General features: G+C 69.0%; 16 protein-coding genes. 7 read left to right on the top strand and 9 right to left on the bottom strand.

Features of this window, described 5'->3' with window-relative positions:
* The first annotated feature begins 19 nt into the window (after positions 1–19).
* From ABE488_RS00530 to ABE488_RS00515, 4 genes are all read left to right on the top strand, one after another.
* Entirely contained in the window at positions 20–646 is a 627-nt protein-coding gene (locus tag ABE488_RS00530; protein ID WP_183426139.1) for a DUF47 family protein, read from the top strand.
* 13 nt (positions 647–659) lie between these two features.
* Positions 660–1787 carry an inorganic phosphate transporter gene (locus tag ABE488_RS00525; RefSeq protein WP_346446613.1) on the top strand — a complete coding sequence of 376 codons (1128 nt, stop codon included), beginning with the start codon at positions 660–662 and terminating at the stop codon, positions 1785–1787.
* Between the two features lie 83 nt (positions 1788–1870).
* Positions 1871–2182: an MGMT family protein gene (locus ABE488_RS00520; protein ID WP_346446981.1), complete on the top strand. Its 312-nt coding sequence runs from the start codon at positions 1871–1873 to the stop codon at positions 2180–2182.
* 58 nt (positions 2183–2240) lie between these two features.
* Positions 2241–2888, top strand: a complete 648-nt coding sequence (locus tag ABE488_RS00515; RefSeq protein ID WP_346443850.1) for a rhomboid family intramembrane serine protease — start codon at positions 2241–2243, stop codon at positions 2886–2888.
* 284 nt (positions 2889–3172) lie between these two features.
* On the opposite strand, the gene ABE488_RS00510 is transcribed toward ABE488_RS00515, so the two are convergent.
* The 4 genes from ABE488_RS00510 to ABE488_RS00495 form a co-directional block, all read right to left on the bottom strand.
* Positions 3173–5197, bottom strand: a complete 2025-nt coding sequence (locus ABE488_RS00510) for a M13 family metallopeptidase (protein WP_346446611.1) — start codon at positions 5195–5197, stop codon at positions 3173–3175.
* Between the two features lie 186 nt (positions 5198–5383).
* Complete coding sequence (locus ABE488_RS00505) at positions 5384–7486, bottom strand: M13-type metalloendopeptidase (RefSeq protein WP_346446979.1); 2103 nt, start codon at positions 7484–7486, stop codon at positions 5384–5386.
* 160 nt (positions 7487–7646) lie between these two features.
* Complete coding sequence (locus ABE488_RS00500; protein ID WP_346446610.1) at positions 7647–9494, bottom strand: monovalent cation:proton antiporter-2 (CPA2) family protein; 1848 nt, start codon at positions 9492–9494, stop codon at positions 7647–7649.
* Positions 9495–9497: 3 nt separating this feature from the next.
* Positions 9498–9860 carry a hypothetical protein gene (locus tag ABE488_RS00495; protein WP_346443854.1) on the bottom strand — a complete coding sequence of 121 codons (363 nt, stop codon included), beginning with the start codon at positions 9858–9860 and terminating at the stop codon, positions 9498–9500.
* Between the two features lie 374 nt (positions 9861–10234).
* Between ABE488_RS00495 and ABE488_RS00490 the strand changes: the two genes are divergently transcribed.
* Complete coding sequence (locus ABE488_RS00490) at positions 10235–11617, top strand: DEAD/DEAH box helicase (RefSeq protein ID WP_346446608.1); 1383 nt, start codon at positions 10235–10237, stop codon at positions 11615–11617.
* A 203-nt stretch (positions 11618–11820) separates the two neighbouring features.
* On the opposite strand, the gene phaZ is transcribed toward ABE488_RS00490, so the two are convergent.
* Positions 11821–13170 (bottom strand): polyhydroxyalkanoate depolymerase, encoded by a 1350-nt coding sequence (gene phaZ / locus ABE488_RS00485; protein ID WP_346446977.1) that lies wholly within the window; start codon positions 13168–13170, stop codon positions 11821–11823.
* Between the two features lie 81 nt (positions 13171–13251).
* On the bottom strand, positions 13252–13854 hold the full coding sequence (locus ABE488_RS00480) for a class I SAM-dependent methyltransferase (RefSeq protein WP_346446975.1): 603 nt from the start codon (positions 13852–13854) through the stop codon (positions 13252–13254).
* A 108-nt stretch (positions 13855–13962) separates the two neighbouring features.
* Here ABE488_RS00480 and ABE488_RS00475 point away from each other — a divergent pair, with 108 nt between their 5' ends.
* Positions 13963–14412, top strand: coding sequence for a CopD family protein (locus ABE488_RS00475; protein WP_346443858.1), 450 nt, complete (start codon positions 13963–13965; stop codon positions 14410–14412).
* Positions 14413–14469: 57 nt separating this feature from the next.
* Here the strand turns inward: ABE488_RS00475 and ABE488_RS00470 are convergent, their stop codons facing one another.
* The 3 genes from ABE488_RS00470 to ABE488_RS00460 form a co-directional block, all read right to left on the bottom strand.
* Entirely contained in the window at positions 14470–16143 is a 1674-nt protein-coding gene (locus ABE488_RS00470; protein WP_346446606.1) for a LysM peptidoglycan-binding domain-containing protein, read from the bottom strand.
* 133 nt (positions 16144–16276) lie between these two features.
* Positions 16277–17062: a 3-hydroxybutyrate dehydrogenase gene (locus ABE488_RS00465; protein WP_346443862.1), complete on the bottom strand. Its 786-nt coding sequence runs from the start codon at positions 17060–17062 to the stop codon at positions 16277–16279.
* A gap of 58 nt (positions 17063–17120) precedes the next feature.
* On the bottom strand, positions 17121–18809 hold the full coding sequence (locus ABE488_RS00460; RefSeq protein WP_346446604.1) for an alkaline phosphatase: 1689 nt from the start codon (positions 18807–18809) through the stop codon (positions 17121–17123).
* Between the two features lie 166 nt (positions 18810–18975).
* On the opposite strand from ABE488_RS00460, the gene ABE488_RS00455 reads away from it, so the two are divergent.
* On the top strand, positions 18976–19257 hold the full coding sequence (locus ABE488_RS00455; protein WP_346446602.1) for a PPC domain-containing protein: 282 nt from the start codon (positions 18976–18978) through the stop codon (positions 19255–19257).
* The last annotated feature ends 15 nt before the right edge of the window (positions 19258–19272 follow it).

Genomic DNA, 19272 nt, shown 5'->3' with positions numbered 1-19272 from the left:
CGCGGACAAAGGCGTCGGCATGTTCTCCCTGCAAACCATCTTCGGCCAAGGCAACCAGTTCTACACCCTGCTCGAGGAGGCGGCGGTCGCCGCGCACGACAGCGCCATCGCGTTGCACGCGATGCTCAAGGAGGCCGACCGGCAGCCCGCGCTCGATGCCTTCAAGCTGGCGCGCATGCGCGAGCGCGAGGCCTCCGACAAGATCAGCCAGGCACTGGTCGACAGCTTCATCACCCCGATCGAACGCGAGGACATCGAGGCGCTCGGTTCGGCGCTGTACAAGATTCCCAAGCAGATCGAGAAGTTCGCCGATCGCTACTCGCTGGCCACCCAGCACCTGGAACACATCGACTTCGCGCCGCGCGCGGCGATGCTCGAACAGGCATCGGCGGTGGTGGTGAAGATGGTCAAGACTTTGCGCAGCATGAAGCTCGAGCCGATGAAGGCGCTCAACGACGAGCTGCGTGCGCTGGAGAACGAGGCCGATCGGCTGATGCTCGAGCTCTACCGCGACATCTACTCGGGCAAGCTCGATCCGCTGCAGATGTTCCTGCTCAAGGAGTTCTTCGAGATCCTCGAGAAGGCCATCGACCGCTGCCGCGAGGCGGGTGTCGTGGCCTACGAGATCGTGCTCAAGAACTCCTGACGGGCTGCCGACCATGCTGACCCTCGTGCTGATCGTGGTCGCGACCGCGCTGGTGTTCGAATACATCAACGGGTTTCACGACACCGCCAACTCGATCGCGACGGTCGTCGCCACCAAGGTGCTCTCGCCGATGCAGGCGGTCGGGCTGGCGGCGTCGATGAACCTGATCGGCGCGCTGATGGGGACCGCGGTCGCCAAGACGATCTCCTCGGGCCTGATCAACGCCGGGGTGATCGACGTCGGCTCGCAGCTGATCCTGTGCGCGCTGCTGGGCGGCATCATCTGGAACCTGATCACCTGGTGGTGGGGCCTGCCGTCGTCGTCCTCGCATGCGCTGATCGGCGGCCTGATCGGCGCCGCGCTGGCCGCGGCCTCCAACAACTTCGACGTGGTCGTGTGGTCGGAGCCGGCGACGCCGTTCTGGCAGAGCGCCGGCGTGCTGTGGAAAGTGGTCGTGCCGATGGTCAGCTCGCCGGTGCTGGGCTTTGCGGCCGGCTTTCTGATGATGGGCGTGCTGTTTTTCGTGATCTCGATGATGGCGCGCAGTGGCGGCGTGCTGGCGCGCATCGCGCGGCCGCGCTGGGTCAATGCGTTCTTCGGCAAGAGCCAGATCGTCTCGGCCGCCGGCATGGGCTTCGCGCACGGCATGAACGATGCGCAGAAGACGATGGGCATCGTCGCGTTGACCCTGGTCAGCGCGCAGAGCGTGGGCACGCTGGACAACCTGCCGGGCTGGCTGGCGTTCCTGCATCCCTCCGACGCCGCGCTCAACGATGGCGACATCGACCTGTGGATCAAGATCTCCTGTGCGCTGGTCATGGCCGCGGGCACCGCCGCGGGCGGCTGGCGGATCATCAAGACGCTGGGCCACAAGCTGGTCAAGCTGCACCCGATCCACGGCTTCGCGGCCGAGACCAGCGCTGCGTCGGTGATCCTCGCCGCGTCGTCGCTGGGCATTCCGGTCTCCACCACCCACAACATCTCCTCGGCGATCATGGGCGTGGGCACCGCCAAGCGGCTGAATGCGATCAAGTGGTCGGTGGTCAACAAGATGATCTGGGCCTGGATCCTGACGATCCCGATGTCGGGCGGCATCGCCTACGGCCTGTTCCGGGTGTTCCACCACTTCGGCTGGGTGTGACGGCCGGCCGCCGGGCGAAAACCGCGCGGGCCGAGCGGCCCGCATCGCCGTCGAAGGCGCCCGACCCGTATCCGCACGCCCGCATCGTGGATGCGATCCGCGCGGTGACCGCCGGGCGGGTCGCCGGCTATGGCCACATCGCCCGTCGCGCCGGATTGCCGGGCCGGGCACGGCTGGTCGCGCGGGTGTTGCGCGACCACGACGGGCCGGCGCTGCCCTGGCACCGCATCGTCCGCAGCGATGGGCGCATCGCGTTTCCTGAGGGCTCGCCCGGCTTCGAGGCGCAGGTCCGCCTGTTGCGCGCCGAAGGCGTGGCGGTCGTGCGAGGGCGCGTGCGCATGCCGGCCGACGATGGGCTCGATGCGGCGTTGTGGGGACCGGACGCGCGCGACTGAAGGCGACGCAGTCGACACGGCGCGCCGGTATCATGGGCGCGCATAACGAGGAGTGCCGATGTTCCCGAGGTTGCCGCAGGCCGTCAAAGTGATTCTGGCCATCAATGTCGTGGTGTTCCTGCTGCAACTGGTGATCGGCGGCCTGCTCGCGCCGTTCATGCTCTGGCCGCTGGGCGGTGCCGACGCCGGTGGGCTGGGCTTCCAGCCGTGGCAGCTGTTGTCCTACGGCTTCATGCACGATCCACGCAATCTCGCGCATCTGGTGTTCAACATGCTGGCGCTGGTGATGTTCGGCTCCCAGCTCGAGTACACCTGGGGCACGCGCCGCTTCGTGACCTACTACCTGGTGTGCGTGGTCGGTGCCGGGTTGTGCCAGCTCGCCGTGGTGACGTGGTCGCTGACCCAAGGGGCGTTTCCCTATCCCACGCTCGGCGCGTCGGGCGGGGTGTTCGGCCTGCTGCTGGCCTACGGCATGCTGTTTCCGAATCAGCGGATCATGCTGCTGTTTCCGCCGATCCCGATGCGGGCGCGCACGTTGGTCATCGTCTACGGCCTGGTCGAGCTGGTACTCGGCATCACCGGCACGCGCTCGGGCGTGGCGCACTTCGCGCACCTGGGCGGCATGCTGTTCGGTTGGCTGCTGATCCAGAACTGGCGCGGTCGCCCGCCGTTCAACCGCAGTCGCCGTCACGTGCGGCGGCTGTGAGCGGGGAGGCAGTCTCGGAAGTCGTGATTGAGGATGCGTAGAAGCGGGTGCCTCGATCGACCGCACTGCTCGAAAACGAAGAAGGCCGCACAGTGTGCGGCCTTCTTTTTGGCGCTTCTCAACACCGGGTCCCAGAACCGCAGAACCGGGGTCAGAGTGCAATTTCGCGTCGCGAAACTGCACTCTGACCCCGGTTTTGGCCATGGCGCGCGCAACCCGGCTTCGGAGACGAGCGCGGCTCGCGTTTCCTGGTCGGGTGCGACGCCCCAATCCCCAAACGCGGCTTATCGCCAGATCCGGACCTGGTCCTCGGCCTTGCGATTGAGCGCGTCGCTGGCCTTGCACTGGAAGGTCTCGGCGAACGCCGGCAGGTTGGCGACCGGGCCGTTGGCGCGCCACTGGCCGGGGGCCTGCGGACTGGTCGCGGCGTTGCGCGTCGCGGTATCGACCGCCGACTGCTGCCGCCACAACTGCGCCCAGGCGTTGAAGAACGCCTCGCGCGACGGCTTGGCGAGCTCGGGCGTGGCCTGCTGCAGCGCATCCCAGGCCAGCTCCACGCCCGCCAGGTCGGCGGCATTCTCGTCGCGGGTCAATGCCCCGTTGACGTTGACCCCGGCCAGGCCGGGATAGGGATAGCCGTTGTACTGGGTGACCAGGCGGTCGGTCGCCTGCATCCACGCCGCATCGTCGGCCGGGGTCCACCAGGTGCGCAGGGCGTCGTTGCTGACGACCGACTTGCCCTTGATGTCGACCGCGCGGCTCATCTCATGGCCGACCAGCGCGCCGAAGGTGCCGTAGTGCGCCGCGCTGTCCTGGGCCATGTCCAGCACCGGCGCCTGCAGCACCGCGGCCGAGACGATGATCCGGTTCTGCGCCGGGTCGTAGGCCAGCGCCGGTGTCTGCGGCAACACGTCCCAGCGGCGGGCGGCATTGGTCTGGCCGATGCGGCGCATTTCCTGGCCGTGACGCCAGGTCGCGGCGATGAGCATGTTGCTGCCGAAGCTGCCGCGGCCCATCGGCTGGACGGTGTAGTCGATGTCCTGCACCGGTGCGCCGATTTCGATCCGCAGCTTCGCCAGCTTGGCGCGCGCTTCGGCCTTGGTCGGCTCGCTCATCCAGGTGCTGCGGTCGATGCCGCGTCCCAGCGCGTCGCGCACCTGGCCGGCGATCGTCTCGGCGCGCGCACGGGTGGCGTCGGGCAGGTGGCGGCCGATGTACTCGCGCGAGACCATCGGGCCGGCGGCGCGGTTGATCGCCGCCAGCACCTGTTGCCGGCGCTCGGGCTGGGCGGCTTCGCCGCGCAGGATGCGACCGTGGAAATCGAATTCGGCATCGCGGAAGCGCTTGGACAGGTACGGCGCCATCGCATTGCCGATATGGAAGCGCAGATAGGCCTTCCACTGTTCGGGCTTGAGCGTGTTGACCAGCGTATCGAGCTGTTGGAACAGCGCCGCATCGGCCAGCGAGACCTGGGTGGCGGTCACGTGCTGCGCCTGGAGGAAATCCTCCAGTTGCAGGCGACGGTACTGCTTGCCCAGGCCGGCGACGTCGACCAGCGCGTATTGCGTGCGCGGGTCGCGGATGTCGGCCAGCGGCTTGGAGGCGGCGGCGATGCGGCGCTCCAGGTCGAGCACCAGCGCGGTGTCGGCCTCGAGCCGGTCCTCGGTGGTGCCGGTCAGCGCCAGGATGTTGCGCACGTACTGCGTGTACTGCGCGAACACCGCCTGGGTCTGGGCATCGCCACGGCTGTAGTAGGCCGGGTCGGGCAGGCCCAGGCCGCCCTGAACGAAGTAGGCGATGTTGCGATTGAGGTCCGCCACATCGACCTCGGCACCGAAGTTGAAGACCACCGGGATGCCGACCGAATGCAGCGCGGCGATCGACGGCGCGATGTCACGGGTGCGGCGGATGCCGTCGATGCGCGCGATCAGTGGTGCGATCGGCTTGGCGCCGTCCGCCTCGACCGCGGCCTCGTCCAGGCCGCTGGCCCAGAAATCGCCCAGCAACTGCTGCACGTTGTTCTGCGGCGCCTGCATCGCGGCATCGAGCAGGTCGTACTGCTGCTGTTGCGCCAGCGCCTGCAGTTCGCCGAGCGCCGAGCGCGTGCCCTGGCCGGCGACCAGGACGTTGGCGGCCAGCCAGTCCTTGTTGACCGCGGCGTACAGGTCGCTGCAGGCGGTGACTGGCGGCGGGCCTTTGGGGGCGGCTGCGCGCCGGCGTTGGGCATCGGCGTCGGTGCTCAGGCCCACGAGCAGGGCGATCGACGCGGCGAGCAGGGCCGGGCGGGCGAGGGGGGAATGGATCGACATTGCGGCTTCCGTTCGGCGTGATGCGGGCAAGTCTAGCAAGCGCCGTAGAGGCCGACGTGCAGACGCGCGCGGCGTTCCCGGCGCCGGTCGGCGGGCGTCCGCCAACGCCGCGGCGGGCCGGAAAACGACGAGGCCCGGCGTCGCCGCCGGGCCTCGCTGGTCAGCCGGTCGGGGCTGGCCGAGGCCTTACCAGATCACCACCTGGCGCTCGCCGTCGCGCACCATCGGGTCGCCCGGCTTGCACTGGAACGCGGCCGCGAACGCCGGCAGGTTGGACGGCGCGCCGATCGCGCGGAACGACGAGAGCGCATGCTCGTCGGTCGCCAGCCGCTGGGTCAGCTGCTCGGGCGTGAAGTTGCGGCGCCACACCGTGGCCCAGCTCAGGAAGAAGCGCTGGTCGCGGGTCATGCCGTCGGTCATCGGGTCGGGCGTACCGGCGGTGGCCTTCTTCATTGCATCGTAGGCCGTCGCCAGGCCGCCCAGGTCGGCGATGTTCTCGCCCAGCGTGTGGTTGCCGTTGAGCGCACGGCCATCCGGCAGGCGGTAGTCGTTGAACTGCTGGACGAGCTTGCCGGTCCGCGCCTTGAAGCCGGCGAAGTCCTCCGGCGTCCACCAGTCCTCCATGTTGCCGGTGGGTCCGAAGCGCGCGCCCTGGTCGTCGTAGCCGTGCGTCATCTCGTGGCCGATCACCGCGCCGATGCCGCCGTAGTTCATCTCGTCGGTGGCTTCGGGATCGAAGAACGGCGGCTGCAGGATCGCGGCCGGGAACGTCAGCTGGTTGGCCAGCGGGTTGTAGGAGGCATTGACGGTCTGCGGGCGCATGCCCCACTCGGACTTGTCGACCGGCTTGCCGATCTTGCCCAGATCCCACTTGTAGTTGAACTCGGTCGCCGCCAGCACGTTGCCCAGATAGCTGTCGCGCGAGGTCGTCAAGCCGCTCCAGTCGCGCCACTTGTCCGGGTAGCCCACGCGCGGCTCGAACGTCTCCCACTTGGCCAGCGCCTTGCGCTTGGTCTCCGGGCTCATCCACTCCAGGTGCTCGATGCGCTGCTTGAGCGCATCGCTGAGGTTGGCGATCAGCGCCTCCATCTTGGCCTTGGACTCCGGCGGGAACGCGACCTGCACGTACAGCTGGCCCATCGCGTGGCCGATCTCGTTGTCGACCGTGCCCAGCACCCGCTTCCAGCGCGGCTCGATTTCCTTCTGGCCGCCCAGCGTGCGGTCGTAGAACGCGAAGTGCTGCTGCACGAAGGCATCCGACAGGTACGGCGAGGCCCCGTCGACGAGGTGGAAGCGCAGGTAGGCCTTCCACTGCTCGACCGGCACGTCGACCAGCATCTTGTCGACTTCCTGGTGGAACTCGGGCACCGACAGCGACAGCGTCTGCGGCACCGCAACGCCCTGCGACTCGAAGAACGTCGTCCACGGGAAGTTCGGCGTGAGCTTGTCGGCCTCGGCCACGGTGATCGGGTTGTAGTACAGCCCGACATCGCGCGAGAACGCCTCGCGGGACTTGGAGACCTTGGCGATGCGGGTCTCGAATGCCATCACCTCCTTGGCCTGCGCCTGGGCCTGCTCGGCCGGCACACCCGACAGTTCGAGCACCTTGGCGATATGGGCGACGTAGGCCTCGCGGATACCGGCCTTGTCGGCGGCGCTGTAGTAGGTGGTGTCGGGCAGGCCGAGGCCGCCCTGGCCGGTCGCCGCGATATTGACCGAGGAATCCTTGAAGTCCGGCATCGCGCCGATGCCCCACAGGAAGCCCTGGCCCTTGGCCGCGCTCGCACGCAGCCACTGCGCGATCGACGCGCTGTCGGTCAGGCCATCGATCGCGGCCAGTTCGCCCTGCAGCGGCGCCAGCCCCTGCGCTTCGATCGCGGCCTCGTCCATGCCGGTGGCCCAGAAATCGCCGACCAGCTTCTCGATGCCGGTCGCATCGGTGTGTTCGGCTGCCTGCTGGGCGAGCTGGTGCTGAACCGCGGTCGAGCGCTCGTCGAGCATTTCGAACGCGCCCCAGGAGCTGCGGTCGCCGGGGATCGGATTGGCCGCCAGCCACTTGCCGTTGACGTAGCCGCCGAAGTCGGCGCAGGCGTTCTTGGTCGTGTCCAGATCGTCGATCAGGAAGCGGTTGTAGGGCGGCAGCGCGGTCTCGTCGAGATGGAATGTCGGCGCCTGGGCCGTCTGCGGTGCGTCGGCGGCGGGGGCCGCGGCGTCCTGGCCGCCCGAGCAGGCGGACAGCGCGAGCACAACGGCGCCGGTCAGCAGCAGGCGCTTGGGAACGATGGCAATCAAGACAGTCTCCGGGAGAGCGGCGCCGGACGGCGCCCTGTGAGCGCGCACTCTACGCCTGCCCCCGGGCGCCTGGGGGTGTCGAAGGTCATGCGGCAATCGCCAGATTCCGCATGGTCAACGAGGTCGATCGTCGCCCGTGCTGAGTATCGGGCGGCTGTCAGTGCGGGTCGGCGGGCGGAGGCGCGGGATCATCGTTCAACGACCGCCCCTCGCGCCGCGGCCGGGTGAACGGCACGGGCTTGGGGCCTGGCGCGTCGGTGTTCTTGATCAGCAGCGGGATGCCAGCGCGGGTGTCGTTGTTCGCGGTTTCCAGGTCGAAGCGTTCGGCGTCGAGGCGGCGCACCTGGGCGGCGATCGCATCGGCTTCGTCGTCGTCGACCCCGAGTGCACGCAGCGCAGCGGCGCCGAACAGCACCGCCGATTCGAAGGTCTCGCGTACCTGCACGTCGACGCCGGCATTGACCAGCTTCAGCGCATGCTCGCGGTCGTAGGCGCGGACCAGCAGCCGGGCCTGGGGGAACTCGTGGGTGACCAGCTCGACGATGCGGTCGGCGGCATCGCGATCGTCGACGCAGACCGCGATCGCGCGGGCGCTGTGCGCACCCGAGGCATGCAGCACATCGAGCCGGGTGCCGTCGCCGTAGTAGACCTTGAAGCCGAAGTCGGCGGCGCTCTGGATCATCTCGATGTCGGTGTCGATGATCGTCACGTCGACGTCCCGGGCCAGCAGCGACTGACTCATGACCTGACCGAAGCGACCGAAGCCGATGATCAGCACGCTGCCGGTCTGGTCGGCGACGGCCTCCACGCCATCGAGCGAGGGCCGATCACGGCGGGCTGTCCAGCGTCCAGCGGCCAGGACCACCAGTGGGGTAAGCGCCATCGACAGCACGACGACGGCGGTCAGGGTGGCGTTGACCCGGGCCTGGATCAGGCCGCTCGCAGCCGCGGCGGCGAACAGCACGAACGCGAACTCGCCACCCTGGGCCATCAGCACCGCGCGTACGAGCGCTTCGCGATGGCCGCTGCGGGTGACACGCGCGACGACGTAGATGCACAGGGCCTTGGTCGCCATCAACGCCAGCACCGCCGAGACGATCAGCGGCCAGTCCTCGACCACCACCGCCACATCCAATGCCATGCCCACGCCAAGGAAGAACAGGCCCAGCAGCAGGCCGCGGAACGGCTCGATGTCGGCTTCGATCTGGTGCCGGAACGCGGATTCGGACAGCAGCACGCCGGCCAGGAATGCGCCCATCGCCATCGACAGCCCGCCCAGTTGCATCAGCAAGGCCGCACCGAGAACCACCAGCAGCGCGGCGGCGGTCATCACCTCGCGCGCGCGCGCGGCGGCGAGGATCCGGAACAGGGGATTGAGCAAGTAGATGCCGGCCACGACCAGTGCGGCCAGCGAGCCGATGCCGATCGCGATCGCCGTCCAGCGCGACGGCGCGTCGGCCGCGGCCTCCGGCGTCGGCGACAGGAACGCGATCGAGGCCAGCAACGGCACGATCAGCAGGTCTTCGAACAGCAGCACCGAGACGATCTTGCGGCCGTGCGGCAGCGCGATCTCGCCGCGCTCCGACAGCAGTTGCATGACCACTGCGGTCGAGGTCATCACGAAGCCGGCGGCGCCGACGAACGCGACCGGCCAGGGGAAGCCGAACGCATACGCCACCAGGGTCAGCGCGGTGGTCGCGAGCAGGATCTGCAAGGCGCCCAGCCCGAAGATCTGCCGGCGCAACGCCCACAGGTGCGAGGGCCGCATCTCCAGGCCGATCACGAACAGGAACATCACCACGCCCAGTTCGGCCACATGCAGGATCGCCTGTGGGTCGGAGAACCAGCCCAGGCCGAACGGGCCGATCGCCAGGCCCGCGGCGAGATAGCCGAGCACCGAGCCCAGACGGAACCGTCGAAACAGCGGTACGGCGACGACCGCTGCACCCAGCAACGCGACCAGTTGGACCAACTGACCGGTGGTGTCGTGGGCGTCGGCGGCCATCGGTCAGCGCCTCGGCGCCATCGCCGACAACAACAGGAAACCGCCGGCCAGCCCCAGTTGCTGCAGGAACTGCAGCATCTGACCGGTGCGGGCGGCAGCGCGCACCGCCCAGAACGGATGCGAGAGCAGGGCATCGATGAGCACCAGTACGACGGCCGCCAACGCGGTCCAGCGCAGCTGCCAGCCGGCGACGATCAGCACGCCCACCAGCAACTGGGCCAGGCTGAAGGCCAGCGTCGTGTCGGAGGTCGGCGCGCCGCGCAGCGCCGCCCACAGGCGCAGCGCGCCGGCGACGATGAAGACCGCGGCGAGCAGCCAGCGACCGAGCGTGACCGCGCCGCCGTGGGCGCCGGAACCAGAGGCCATCGAAAACTCCGTGAACGGGAACCCGACGCAGCGTGCCATATGCGCTGTGCAACGCACAGACCCGGTCCGCGACGATGGCGCCGCGGGCCGCAGTGCCCTAGAATGGGCGGGTCCTGCAGCGCGGTCGCCCACCCAAGGTCCCCGGACCCGGTCACGATCCTGGTATGCCGTCGGCGCTTCGCGCCGTTCCGGTCCTTATCCCGCACGTCTTTCGTCGCGCAGACACGGTGCCCGGGCGTTCCCGGTGCCGTCACATCGGATCTCGCAGCGCGGTTTACGGATAGCTCCGGGGTCCATCGCCATCGTCACGGCCATCGGCTGTCGCCCGCACGCGCGGGCCGCCGGGACGTGGACTGGCCCACAGGAGTCCTTGCATGACCACGTTCGAAACCCTCGGGCTGTCGCCCGCGCTGCTGCGCGCGCTGACCGAAACCGGCTACACCACCCCCACCCCGATCCAGGCCGAAGCCATCCCGCTGGTGCTGGGCGGACACGATGTGCTGGGCGGCGCCCAGACCGGCACCGGCAAGACTGCCGCGTTCGGCCTGCCGCTGCTGCAGCGCCTGGCCAAGGAGACCCCGCCCAAGGGGCCGCGCAAGCCGCGCGCGCTGATCCTGGTGCCGACCCGCGAGCTCGCGGTGCAGGTGTCCGACAACCTCAAGGCGTACGGCCGCCACCTGCGCATGAATGTCACGACGATCTTCGGCGGCGCAGGCATGCAGCCGCAGATCGATAACCTGCGCCGTGGCGTCGACATCCTCGTCGCCTGTCCGGGTCGCCTGCTCGACCATATGGATTCGGGCCATGCCAAGCTCGACGCGGTCGAGCTGCTGGTGCTCGACGAAGCCGACCGCATGCTCGACATGGGCTTTTTGCCGCAGATGAAGCGCATCCTCGGCCGTGTGCCCAAGGCGCGCCAGACGCTGCTGTTCTCGGCCACGTTCGAGCCGCGGATCAAGGCGCTGGCGCTGGAGTTCATGCGCGATCCCAAGCAGGTGCAGGTCGCGGCCAACAGCACGATCGCCGACACCATCGCCCACCGCGCCCACCCGGTCGACAACAGCCGCAAGCGCGATCTGCTGGTCGATCTGCTGTCCAAGCGCCACACCGACCAGGTGCTGGTGTTCGGCAAGACCAAGCACGGCTGCAACCGCCTGGCCGAGCAGTTGGCCGAGTCCGGTCTGCCGTCGGTGGCGATCCACGGCAACAAGAGCCAGGCGCAGCGGCAGAAGGCACTGGATGCGTTCAAGTCCGGCCGCGCCCGCATCCTGGTCGCGACCGACGTCGCCGCGCGCGGACTCGATATTCCGAACCTGCCGCTGGTGATCAACCACGATCTGCCGATGGTCGCCGAGGACTACGTGCACCGCATCGGCCGGACCGGCCGCAACGGCGCGTCGGGCGAGGCGCTGTCGCTGGTGTCGCCGGAGGAGGGCGGTCTGCTGCGCCAGATCCAGCGCATGCTCAAGGCCGAGATCGATATGAGCGCGGTCGAGGGCTACGAGCCGAGCCAGCCGGTCCGGCTGGATACGCCGATCCCGAAGAACGGCGGCGGTCAGCGTCGCCAGCCCGCCGGCGGTCGTCCGGGCGCGCGCATGGGCGAGCAGAAGCCCGGCGGCCAGCGTCCGCCGCGCAAGCCCGCGGCGCGCGGTCATGGCAAGCCGCAGGAGCGCGGCGCGCATGCGCACGCCGGTCCCAGGCCGCACCGCCAGGGCGCGGGCCGGTCGCAGGGCGCACGGCAAGACACCCGCGTCTGAGCCATCGGCGCGCGGCATCCCACCCCGCTTCCGCTTGCCGGAAGCGGGGTTTTTTGGGGGGTTTCTCGCCTGGTCGGAAGGACGCTTGCGTCTGCCCGCTCGCGCAGTGCGGTCGTCCTGAGCGCATCGCGCGGGCCGGGCATTGCGTCCCTGCTCCGCAAACACAAAACCGGGGTCAGAGTGCAATTTAGGGATGCGAACTTTCACTCTGAACCCGGTTTTCGCGGCGGGGGCCCGAAGCCGTTCTTGCGCGTGCCCTTGCGCGGGGGCGATGGTGTCTTGGGCGCCGTGCGCTGCGGCGTCGCGGCCGAGCCGCCGTGCGCGGCGATGAAGTCGCGGACCTGCGGGTAGACCTGGTTGCGCCAGCGGCGGCCGCTGAAGATGCCGTAGTGGCCCGCACCTTCGACGGTGAGGTGGGCGCGGTCGGTCTCGGCGATGCCGGTGCACAGCGTGTGCGCTGCGCGCGTCTGGCCTTCGCCGGAAATGTCGTCGAGTTCACCTTCGACCGTCAGTAGCGCGGTGTCGGTGATCCGCGACGGGTCGACCGGTTCGCCGGCCACCACCCAGCGCCCGCGCGGCAGCAGGTGCTGCTGGAACACCACGCGGATCGTGTCGAGGTAGTACTCGGCCGGCATGTCGAGCACGGCGTTGTACTCGTCGTAGAACCGGCGGTGCGCCTGTGCGTCCTCGAGGTCGCCCTTGATCAGGTTCTCGTAGAACGCGCGGTGCGATTCCAGATGCCGCTCGGGATTCATCGCCATGAAGCCCATGTGCTGCAGGAAGCCGGGATAGACCAGACGCCCGCGCCCCGGATAGTTCATCGGCACCGGGTGGATGACGTTGTGCTGGAACCACGACAGCGGCTTTTCGGTCGCCAGGTTGTTGACCGCGGTCGGCGACTGCCGGGTGTCGATCGGCCCGCCCATCATCACCAGCGAGCGCGGCGTCGGCTCGCCACGCGCAGCCATCAGCGACACCGCCGCGAGCACCGGCACGGTGGGCTGGCAGACGCTGATCACGTGCAGGTCCTCAGCGCCGATGTGGCGGATGAAGGTCTCGATGTAGGCGACATAGTCGTCGAGCGAGAACCCGCCGGACTCGGTGGGCACCATCCGCGCGTCCACCCAGTCGGTGATGTAGACCTTGTGGTCGCGCAGCAGCGTGCGCACGGTATCGCGCAACAGCGTGGCGTGGTGGCCCGACAGCGGCGCGACCACCAGCACCCGCGGCTGGGCGCGGATCACCTCCAGGTGCGCCGGGTCGTCGGTGTAGCGCTTGAAGCGCAGCAGCTTGCAGAACGGCAGTTCGAGCGCGTCGAGCTGCACGACCGGATAGGTGCGGTCGTTGTGCTCGACCGAATGGATGTCGAAGGCCGGTTTTTCGTAGTCCTTGCCGATCCGGTAGAGCAGCTCATTGGCCGCGGCCACCTGGTCGGCACCCGCCAACTGCGACAGCCAGGTGCCGCCGGGCGCATAGGCGCGCGCGGTGGCGTCGGCCAGCAGCGTCCATGGCTTCATCCACGCGCGGCCAAGTTCGTGCATTTGATAGAACAGCATGGCGGGTATCCGGGGCGGGTTGTGCGTTGCAACATATTCTAGGCCGCATGAACCGGTCCTGCGGCATTGCGACCGGATTCAGCCCGTCATCGGCGCCAATTCGAGCGCGGTGGCGGCGTCGGCCAAGGCCGGCGAGAGCCAGCAATGCGAGCCGAGCGGGCGAAATCCCACGCTGGTGAACCGCGTGCGGTAGAAGCGGGCAGGCCGCTGCCGAAAGCCGTCCTCGTCGCCTTCGGCGCCGTCCTCACGGGCGAACGTCTCCAGGAACGCGACACCGCCGCACAGCTCGGCCAGACCGGGCAGGCCGCGATCGAGTTCGCGCGTGTCCAGGTAATGCATCACGTCGCTGCACACCAGCAGATCGACCGGGGGGCAAGGCCGCAGCATCGCGAAATCGCCGAAGCGCGCGAGGTGCAGGTTGCGCCTGCGCCCATGACGAGCGACGGCGTAGCGGCTGGCATCGAAGCCCAGATACTGCGCCTTGGGGCGCAATTTCAGCAGCGGCGCGCGCCAGGCGCCTTCGCCGCAGCCGATGTCGAGCACGCTGCGCAATGGCCGTTCGAGATGGTATTCGGCGGTCGCGACCGCGAGCGCGACCTTGCGCGCCAGGCGCGCCGGTCCGCCGATGTCGCCGGCGCGATACCAGCGGTCGAAATAGGCACGGTCGTACTGCTTGGCCATCGAAAATGCCGGCACAAAAGGGGCGGCCATTCTAAGCGGCCGTGCCGCGCGCGAACGGACGCGGAGCGACATGCGATCCTATGCGCCAGTCAGAGGAGCCAGCGCGCGATGCAAGCCTATCTGTGGGTCAAGACGTTTCACCTGGTGTTCGTGATGGCCTGGGTCGCCGCTGCGTTCTATTTGCCGCGGATCCTGATCAACCTGGTCGAGGCGCAGGGCCGCGTCGACGTGCACGAGCGGCTGGTACTGATGGGGCGTCGGCTGTATCGCTTCGGCCACGTGATGGCAGGCCTGGCGGTCGCGCTGGGCCTGGTGCTGTGGCTGGGCTATCGGGTGCTGCCGGATTTCCCGACGATGGTCGGCGGCGCGGGCTGGATGCACGCCAAACTGCTGCTGGTGGCGCTGCTGTTCGCGCATTTCGTCGTCGGTGGCCGCTGGCTCAAGGGCGCCGGCCGCGGCCGCGCGCTGCCCTCGACGCGTGCGCTGCGCTGGTTCAACGAAGTGCCAGTGCTGTTGCTGGTGGGCGTGGTGTATCTGGTGATCGCCAAGCCGTTCTAAAGCCCGATCAAGCACACCGCCCCGGTCGGCGTGTGGCCGACCGGGGCGTGTCCTGTCTCACTTGTGCGCGGTGACGCCGGCGTCGATGCGTGCGTAGCTGCGGTCGCCGAAGCCGCCCGCCGTGCTGCCGTCGGAGATCGAGAACAGCCGCTCCGACAGGCCGTAGTCGCTGTTGCCCAGGTTGCGGCCCAGCGAGAGTGCGAAGTCCCAGGCCTCGGGCGTGGGGTAGCTGCCGTTGCGGTTCTGATAGCCCAGCAAGTGGCCCAGGCTCATATGCGCACCGTTGCCGACCGCGGTGGCGGTCTTGCCGGCCAGTGCGGCCATCTGCTGCTCGCTGAAGCTCAGGCTCACGGTCTGGCCTTCCTGCACCGGCGTGCCGTCGAGGCCGCCGCTCAACGCGGCGTTGAGCATCTGCACATTGCTCTGGTCGACCTTGACGTCGTAGCTGTAGACGCGCGCACTGGCGATCTCGTTGCCGTTCGCGTCCCAGCGCTGGGTCACGTTCATCGGCACATTGCCCGCGTACTGCAGGTCGACGTTGCGTTCGACGCTGCCGTCAGGACGCGTGGTCACGACCATGTTGCCGGTATTGCGGGCGCCGTCGAGCGACAGGTTCACCGGCCCGAGCTTGGCGCTGAGATTGGTCTGCGAGCTGTAGTCCAGGCGCTCGATGGTGGCGACGTCGGCAATGCCGGCGCCGTTGCTCTCGGGCATGCGGCCGGCGGCCAGAAAATCGTTGTAGGCGGCCTGGCCGGCCTCGGTGGACAGGTCGAACTCGGCGGTGCGCAGCGTCGCGCCCGACAGGCTGTCGTTGCGGCCCAGCATGACGTTGCCGATCCCGAACTCCACGCCGACGCCGTTGTAGGCCTTGACCGCCTCGGTCGGCCCCGCGGTCACGCGGACGGTGTCCTCGCCGGTGCGCGCGATCACCGTGCTGACGCCGGTCTCGTCGGTGACCTTGGTCTGCGTGGCGAGATTGCGGAAGGTCGCCTTGAATTCGTTGGTGGTGTAGTCCGAGCCGTTCATCGTGACGGTGGACCCCACCGGCATCGAGCGCGGCGAGAACGGGTTGACCGACGGCGGGTCGACACCGGCATCGGCCGGCATCGCGACCTGGTAGCTGGCGCGGATGCCGTCGGTCCGGCCGAGCTCGACGCCGGCCTGCGGCGTGTTCACGCCGCCCTTGAGGAACACCGAGACGTCGGTCGAGGCCTTATACGTGGTCACGCCATCGGCGGTGTTGACGCCGCCGGTCACCGACGCATTCGCACCGGCGCCGAAGCTCACGCCATAGCCGTTGGCCGATTTCACCGACTCGCTGAAGGACACGCCGCCCGACGCGGTGACCGAGCCGGCCTCCGGATTGACGCTCACGTTGCCGCTGGCCGACGTGGTGGACTGGTGCACGGTGCCGGCATCGCTGGTGTAGGTGGTGCGGGCGTCGGTGCGCGTGCCCTGATTGGCGCTGATGCCGCCGGTGTTGGAGATCGAGACCCCCTGGCTGTCGCTGTGCGATGTGCGCGTGGGGATCACCAGCTCGTCGCTGGGATAGATCATCTCCGGGTTCACGACCTGCGGGTTCGCCTTGAGCAGGTCCTGCGGCGAAACACCGTACTGGTTCGCGATCTGAACCAGGCTCTCGGCCGGTTGCACGGTGTGGCGCGCGGGCTCGGTGGACGGGGATGCGGGAAGCGACGACGGCGCGTGCGATGCGGCGGGCTGAATGCTCATGCGGAACCTGAAAGGGAGATCCCATTCAGGATAAGAGCCGGGCCTATCGTCGGGACCTGGGGTTGTCCCCAGGTCGGGGCGTAAAACACCCGTCGAGCCAGCCTCGATTCAGCGATGCGCAGTCGCCCTGCGGTTACTGCATCGACCACCCATGACTGACGTTCAAGCTTTGCCCGGTCAGCGCGTTGGTCTCGAATGCGGCCAGCATCAACGCGACGTTGGCGACATCGTCGAGCGTGGTGAATTCGCCGTCCACGGTGTCCTTGAGCATGACCTGGCTGACGACTTCGTCCTCGCTCAGCCCCAGCGCCTGTGCCTGTTCGGGAATCTGCTTGTCCACCAGTGGCGTCCGCACGAAGCCAGGGCAGACCACGTTCGCGCGCACGCCGTATTCGGCGCCTTCCTTGGCCACCGTGCGGGCCAGGCCGAGCAACCCGTGCTTGGCGGTGACGTAGGGGGCCTTGAGCTTGGAGGCGAGGTGGGAATGCACCGAGCCCATGTAGATGATCGCGCCGCCTGCGCGGCGCTTGGCCATGTCGCGCAGGCATTCGCGGGTGGTCAGGAACGCGCCGTCGAGATGGATTGCGAGCAGCCGTTTCCAGTCGGTGAAGTCGAAGTCGACGATCGGACTGACGATCTGGATGCCGGCGTTGGCGACCAGCACGTCGATCCTGCCGTAATGCGCGATCGCGCGGGCGATCCCGTCCACGACCTGCGCCTCGTCGGCGACATTCATCGCCAACGCCAGGGCATCGCCGCCGGCGCTGCGGATCTGGCCGGCGACCGTCTCGGCGGCCTCGGCCGCCAGGTCGGCGACGACCACCCGTCCGCCAGCCGCGGCATAGACCTCGGCGATGCGCCGGCCGATGCCGCTGGCTGCGCCGGTGACCACGCAGACCTTGCCGTCGAGACGATTCATGCGCGCGTTCGTCATGGGGAAGATGCCGCGCAGCTTAGCGCGGCCGCGGGCACGTGCGTCAGTGCGTGCGCGCCGGCGCCGGCCTCGGCAGCTCGACCGGCACGCCGTCGGCGTTGCAGTGGCCATCTGCACACAGCTTGGTACGCAAGGCTGGCGTGGCCTGCACGATGATGTGGTAGATCGCGTTCTGCTCCATCGTGCCGCGCACCGCGTCGCTGCCCGGACCGCGCGCCCAGATACCGACGTCGTCGCCGCCATGCGACTCGCTCTTCATCGGCACCAGCGCCTCCTGCATGTAGTCCGGGTGCTCGGTGTCGACCGCGCGCAGGTCCGGACGTCCGTGCGCCGGCTCGACGCTGCGGGGTGCGTGGGGGTGGGTCTTGGGGCCGGCCGGTTGCTGGTCGCTGGCGCCGGTGTAGCCCGGGCCGTTGGCATAGGACAGCGTGGTGTAGGGCAGGCCGGTGGCATCGAGCGCATAGGCGGTGGGGTCGCCCTCTTCGCCGGTACGGCCGCGGACCTTGCCCAGGATCGGATTGCCGCGCGCCGGATAGCCGACGAAGTTCAGCGTGTGCGAGTGGTCGGCGGTGACCAGGATCAGCGTGTCGTCGGCGGAGGTCAGATCGACGGCCGCCTGCACCGCGCGCGACATCGAGACGGTCTCGTCCAGGGCGCGGAACGCGTTGCCGGCGTGGTTGGCGTGATCGATGCGGCCGCCCTCGACCAGCAGCACGTAGCCCTTGCCGTCGCGCGAGAGGGCGTCGATCGCGAAGCGCGTCATCGTTTCCAGGTCGGGCTGGCCATCAGGACCGGTATCGCGGTCGTGCTCGTAGTCCATGTGGCTGAGGCCGAACAGCCCCAGCACCGACGACGATGCACGCGCCGCTTGCAACTGCCGCGTGGTCCAGACGAATGCGCCATCGGGCCGGGCCGCCTGCCACTCTTCGACGAGGTTGCGTCCGTCGCGGCGTTGGCCGCGGATGCCGGGCATCACCTCCGCATCGGGCAGGAACGGCCGGGCGCCACCGCCCAGGGCGACGCGCGGGCCGTAGCCATCGCGTACCGCGTCGACGAACTGGCTGGCGATGTCGCGGCAGCCGGCCGCGCGTGCGGCCTCGGGCATGTCGACATCGCTTTCCCAGTTGCGGTCCGGGACGTGGGCGTAGGTCGCGGCGGGGGTGGCGTGGGTCAGCCGCGCGGTCGTCACGATGCCGGTCGCAAGGCCGGCCTCGGCGGCCAGGCGCAGCCACGACTGCAGGTGCCGGCCCTGGCTGTCGGCGCAGTCGGTGCGGTCGCCGGCCGAGACGCCGATCGCGCCCATGTGCGACTTCACACCGGTGGCGACCGCGGTCATCGTGCCGGCCGAGTCGGGCGTCTGCGAATCGGTGTTGTAGGTCTTGCTCAACCCGGTGTGCGGGAAGTGCTCCCAGCTCAACTGGTGTTCCTCGCCAGTGCCGCCGTTGCGCTGGCCTTCGAGAATGCGGGCCGCGGCGACCGTGGTCAGGCTCATGCCGTCGCCGAGGAAGACGATGACGTTCTTCGCGTTCCCGGCCATCGCGCCATTGCCTGCGGCGCGCGCGGCGCCACTGCGGTACCACCATTGCGCGGTCTCGTCGGCGGGGCGGGCGGCGACGGGGACGTCGACGTGCAGTGCAGTGCCGGCCTGGGGCGGCGCGGGGGTGTCGATGGAGGCGCAGGCGGCGCAGAGCAGGGTCAGGGTGCAGGCGAGGCCCGCGGAGAGAACGCGCATGGAGAGTCGGCCCGGAAACGAAAAGATGCGCCTCCATTATGCCCGCCCCGCATGGCAGGCTCGTGTCGGTCGCGCGACGCGCTACCATCGGGGCGCCGGCGAGGCGACTCCCCCACGCCTGCCGATCCGGCCACCGAGACCTGCGCACTCGGCACCCAACTGTTCAATGGCGCCGACGTCACCGGCCTGGCCTCCAACGGCGAGGGCGCGCTTCCGCTTCGAGGCGCAGGCCGGTCGCACGTTGACGCTGATGACGCTGGCCGGCCCCGGCAACGTCACCCTGCTCGCGCGCTATGGCGCACCGCCAACGTCGACCGACGACGCGTTCCGCTCGGCGCGTGCGGGCAGCAATATCGAAACGATCCGCATCACCGCGCCCCAGGCGGGCACGTATGACCTGCAGTTGAGCGGCAGTTACACCGGGCTGACTGTCGTCGCCCGCCAGTAGTTGCATCCGCGCGCT

Origin of the sequence: Luteimonas sp. TWI662 (genome assembly GCF_039673825.1) — a bacterium.
Taxonomy (GTDB): domain Bacteria; phylum Pseudomonadota; class Gammaproteobacteria; order Xanthomonadales; family Xanthomonadaceae; genus Luteimonas.
The sequence above is the reverse complement of the archived record's forward strand: the minus strand, read 5'-3'. Positions and strand labels throughout refer to the sequence as shown.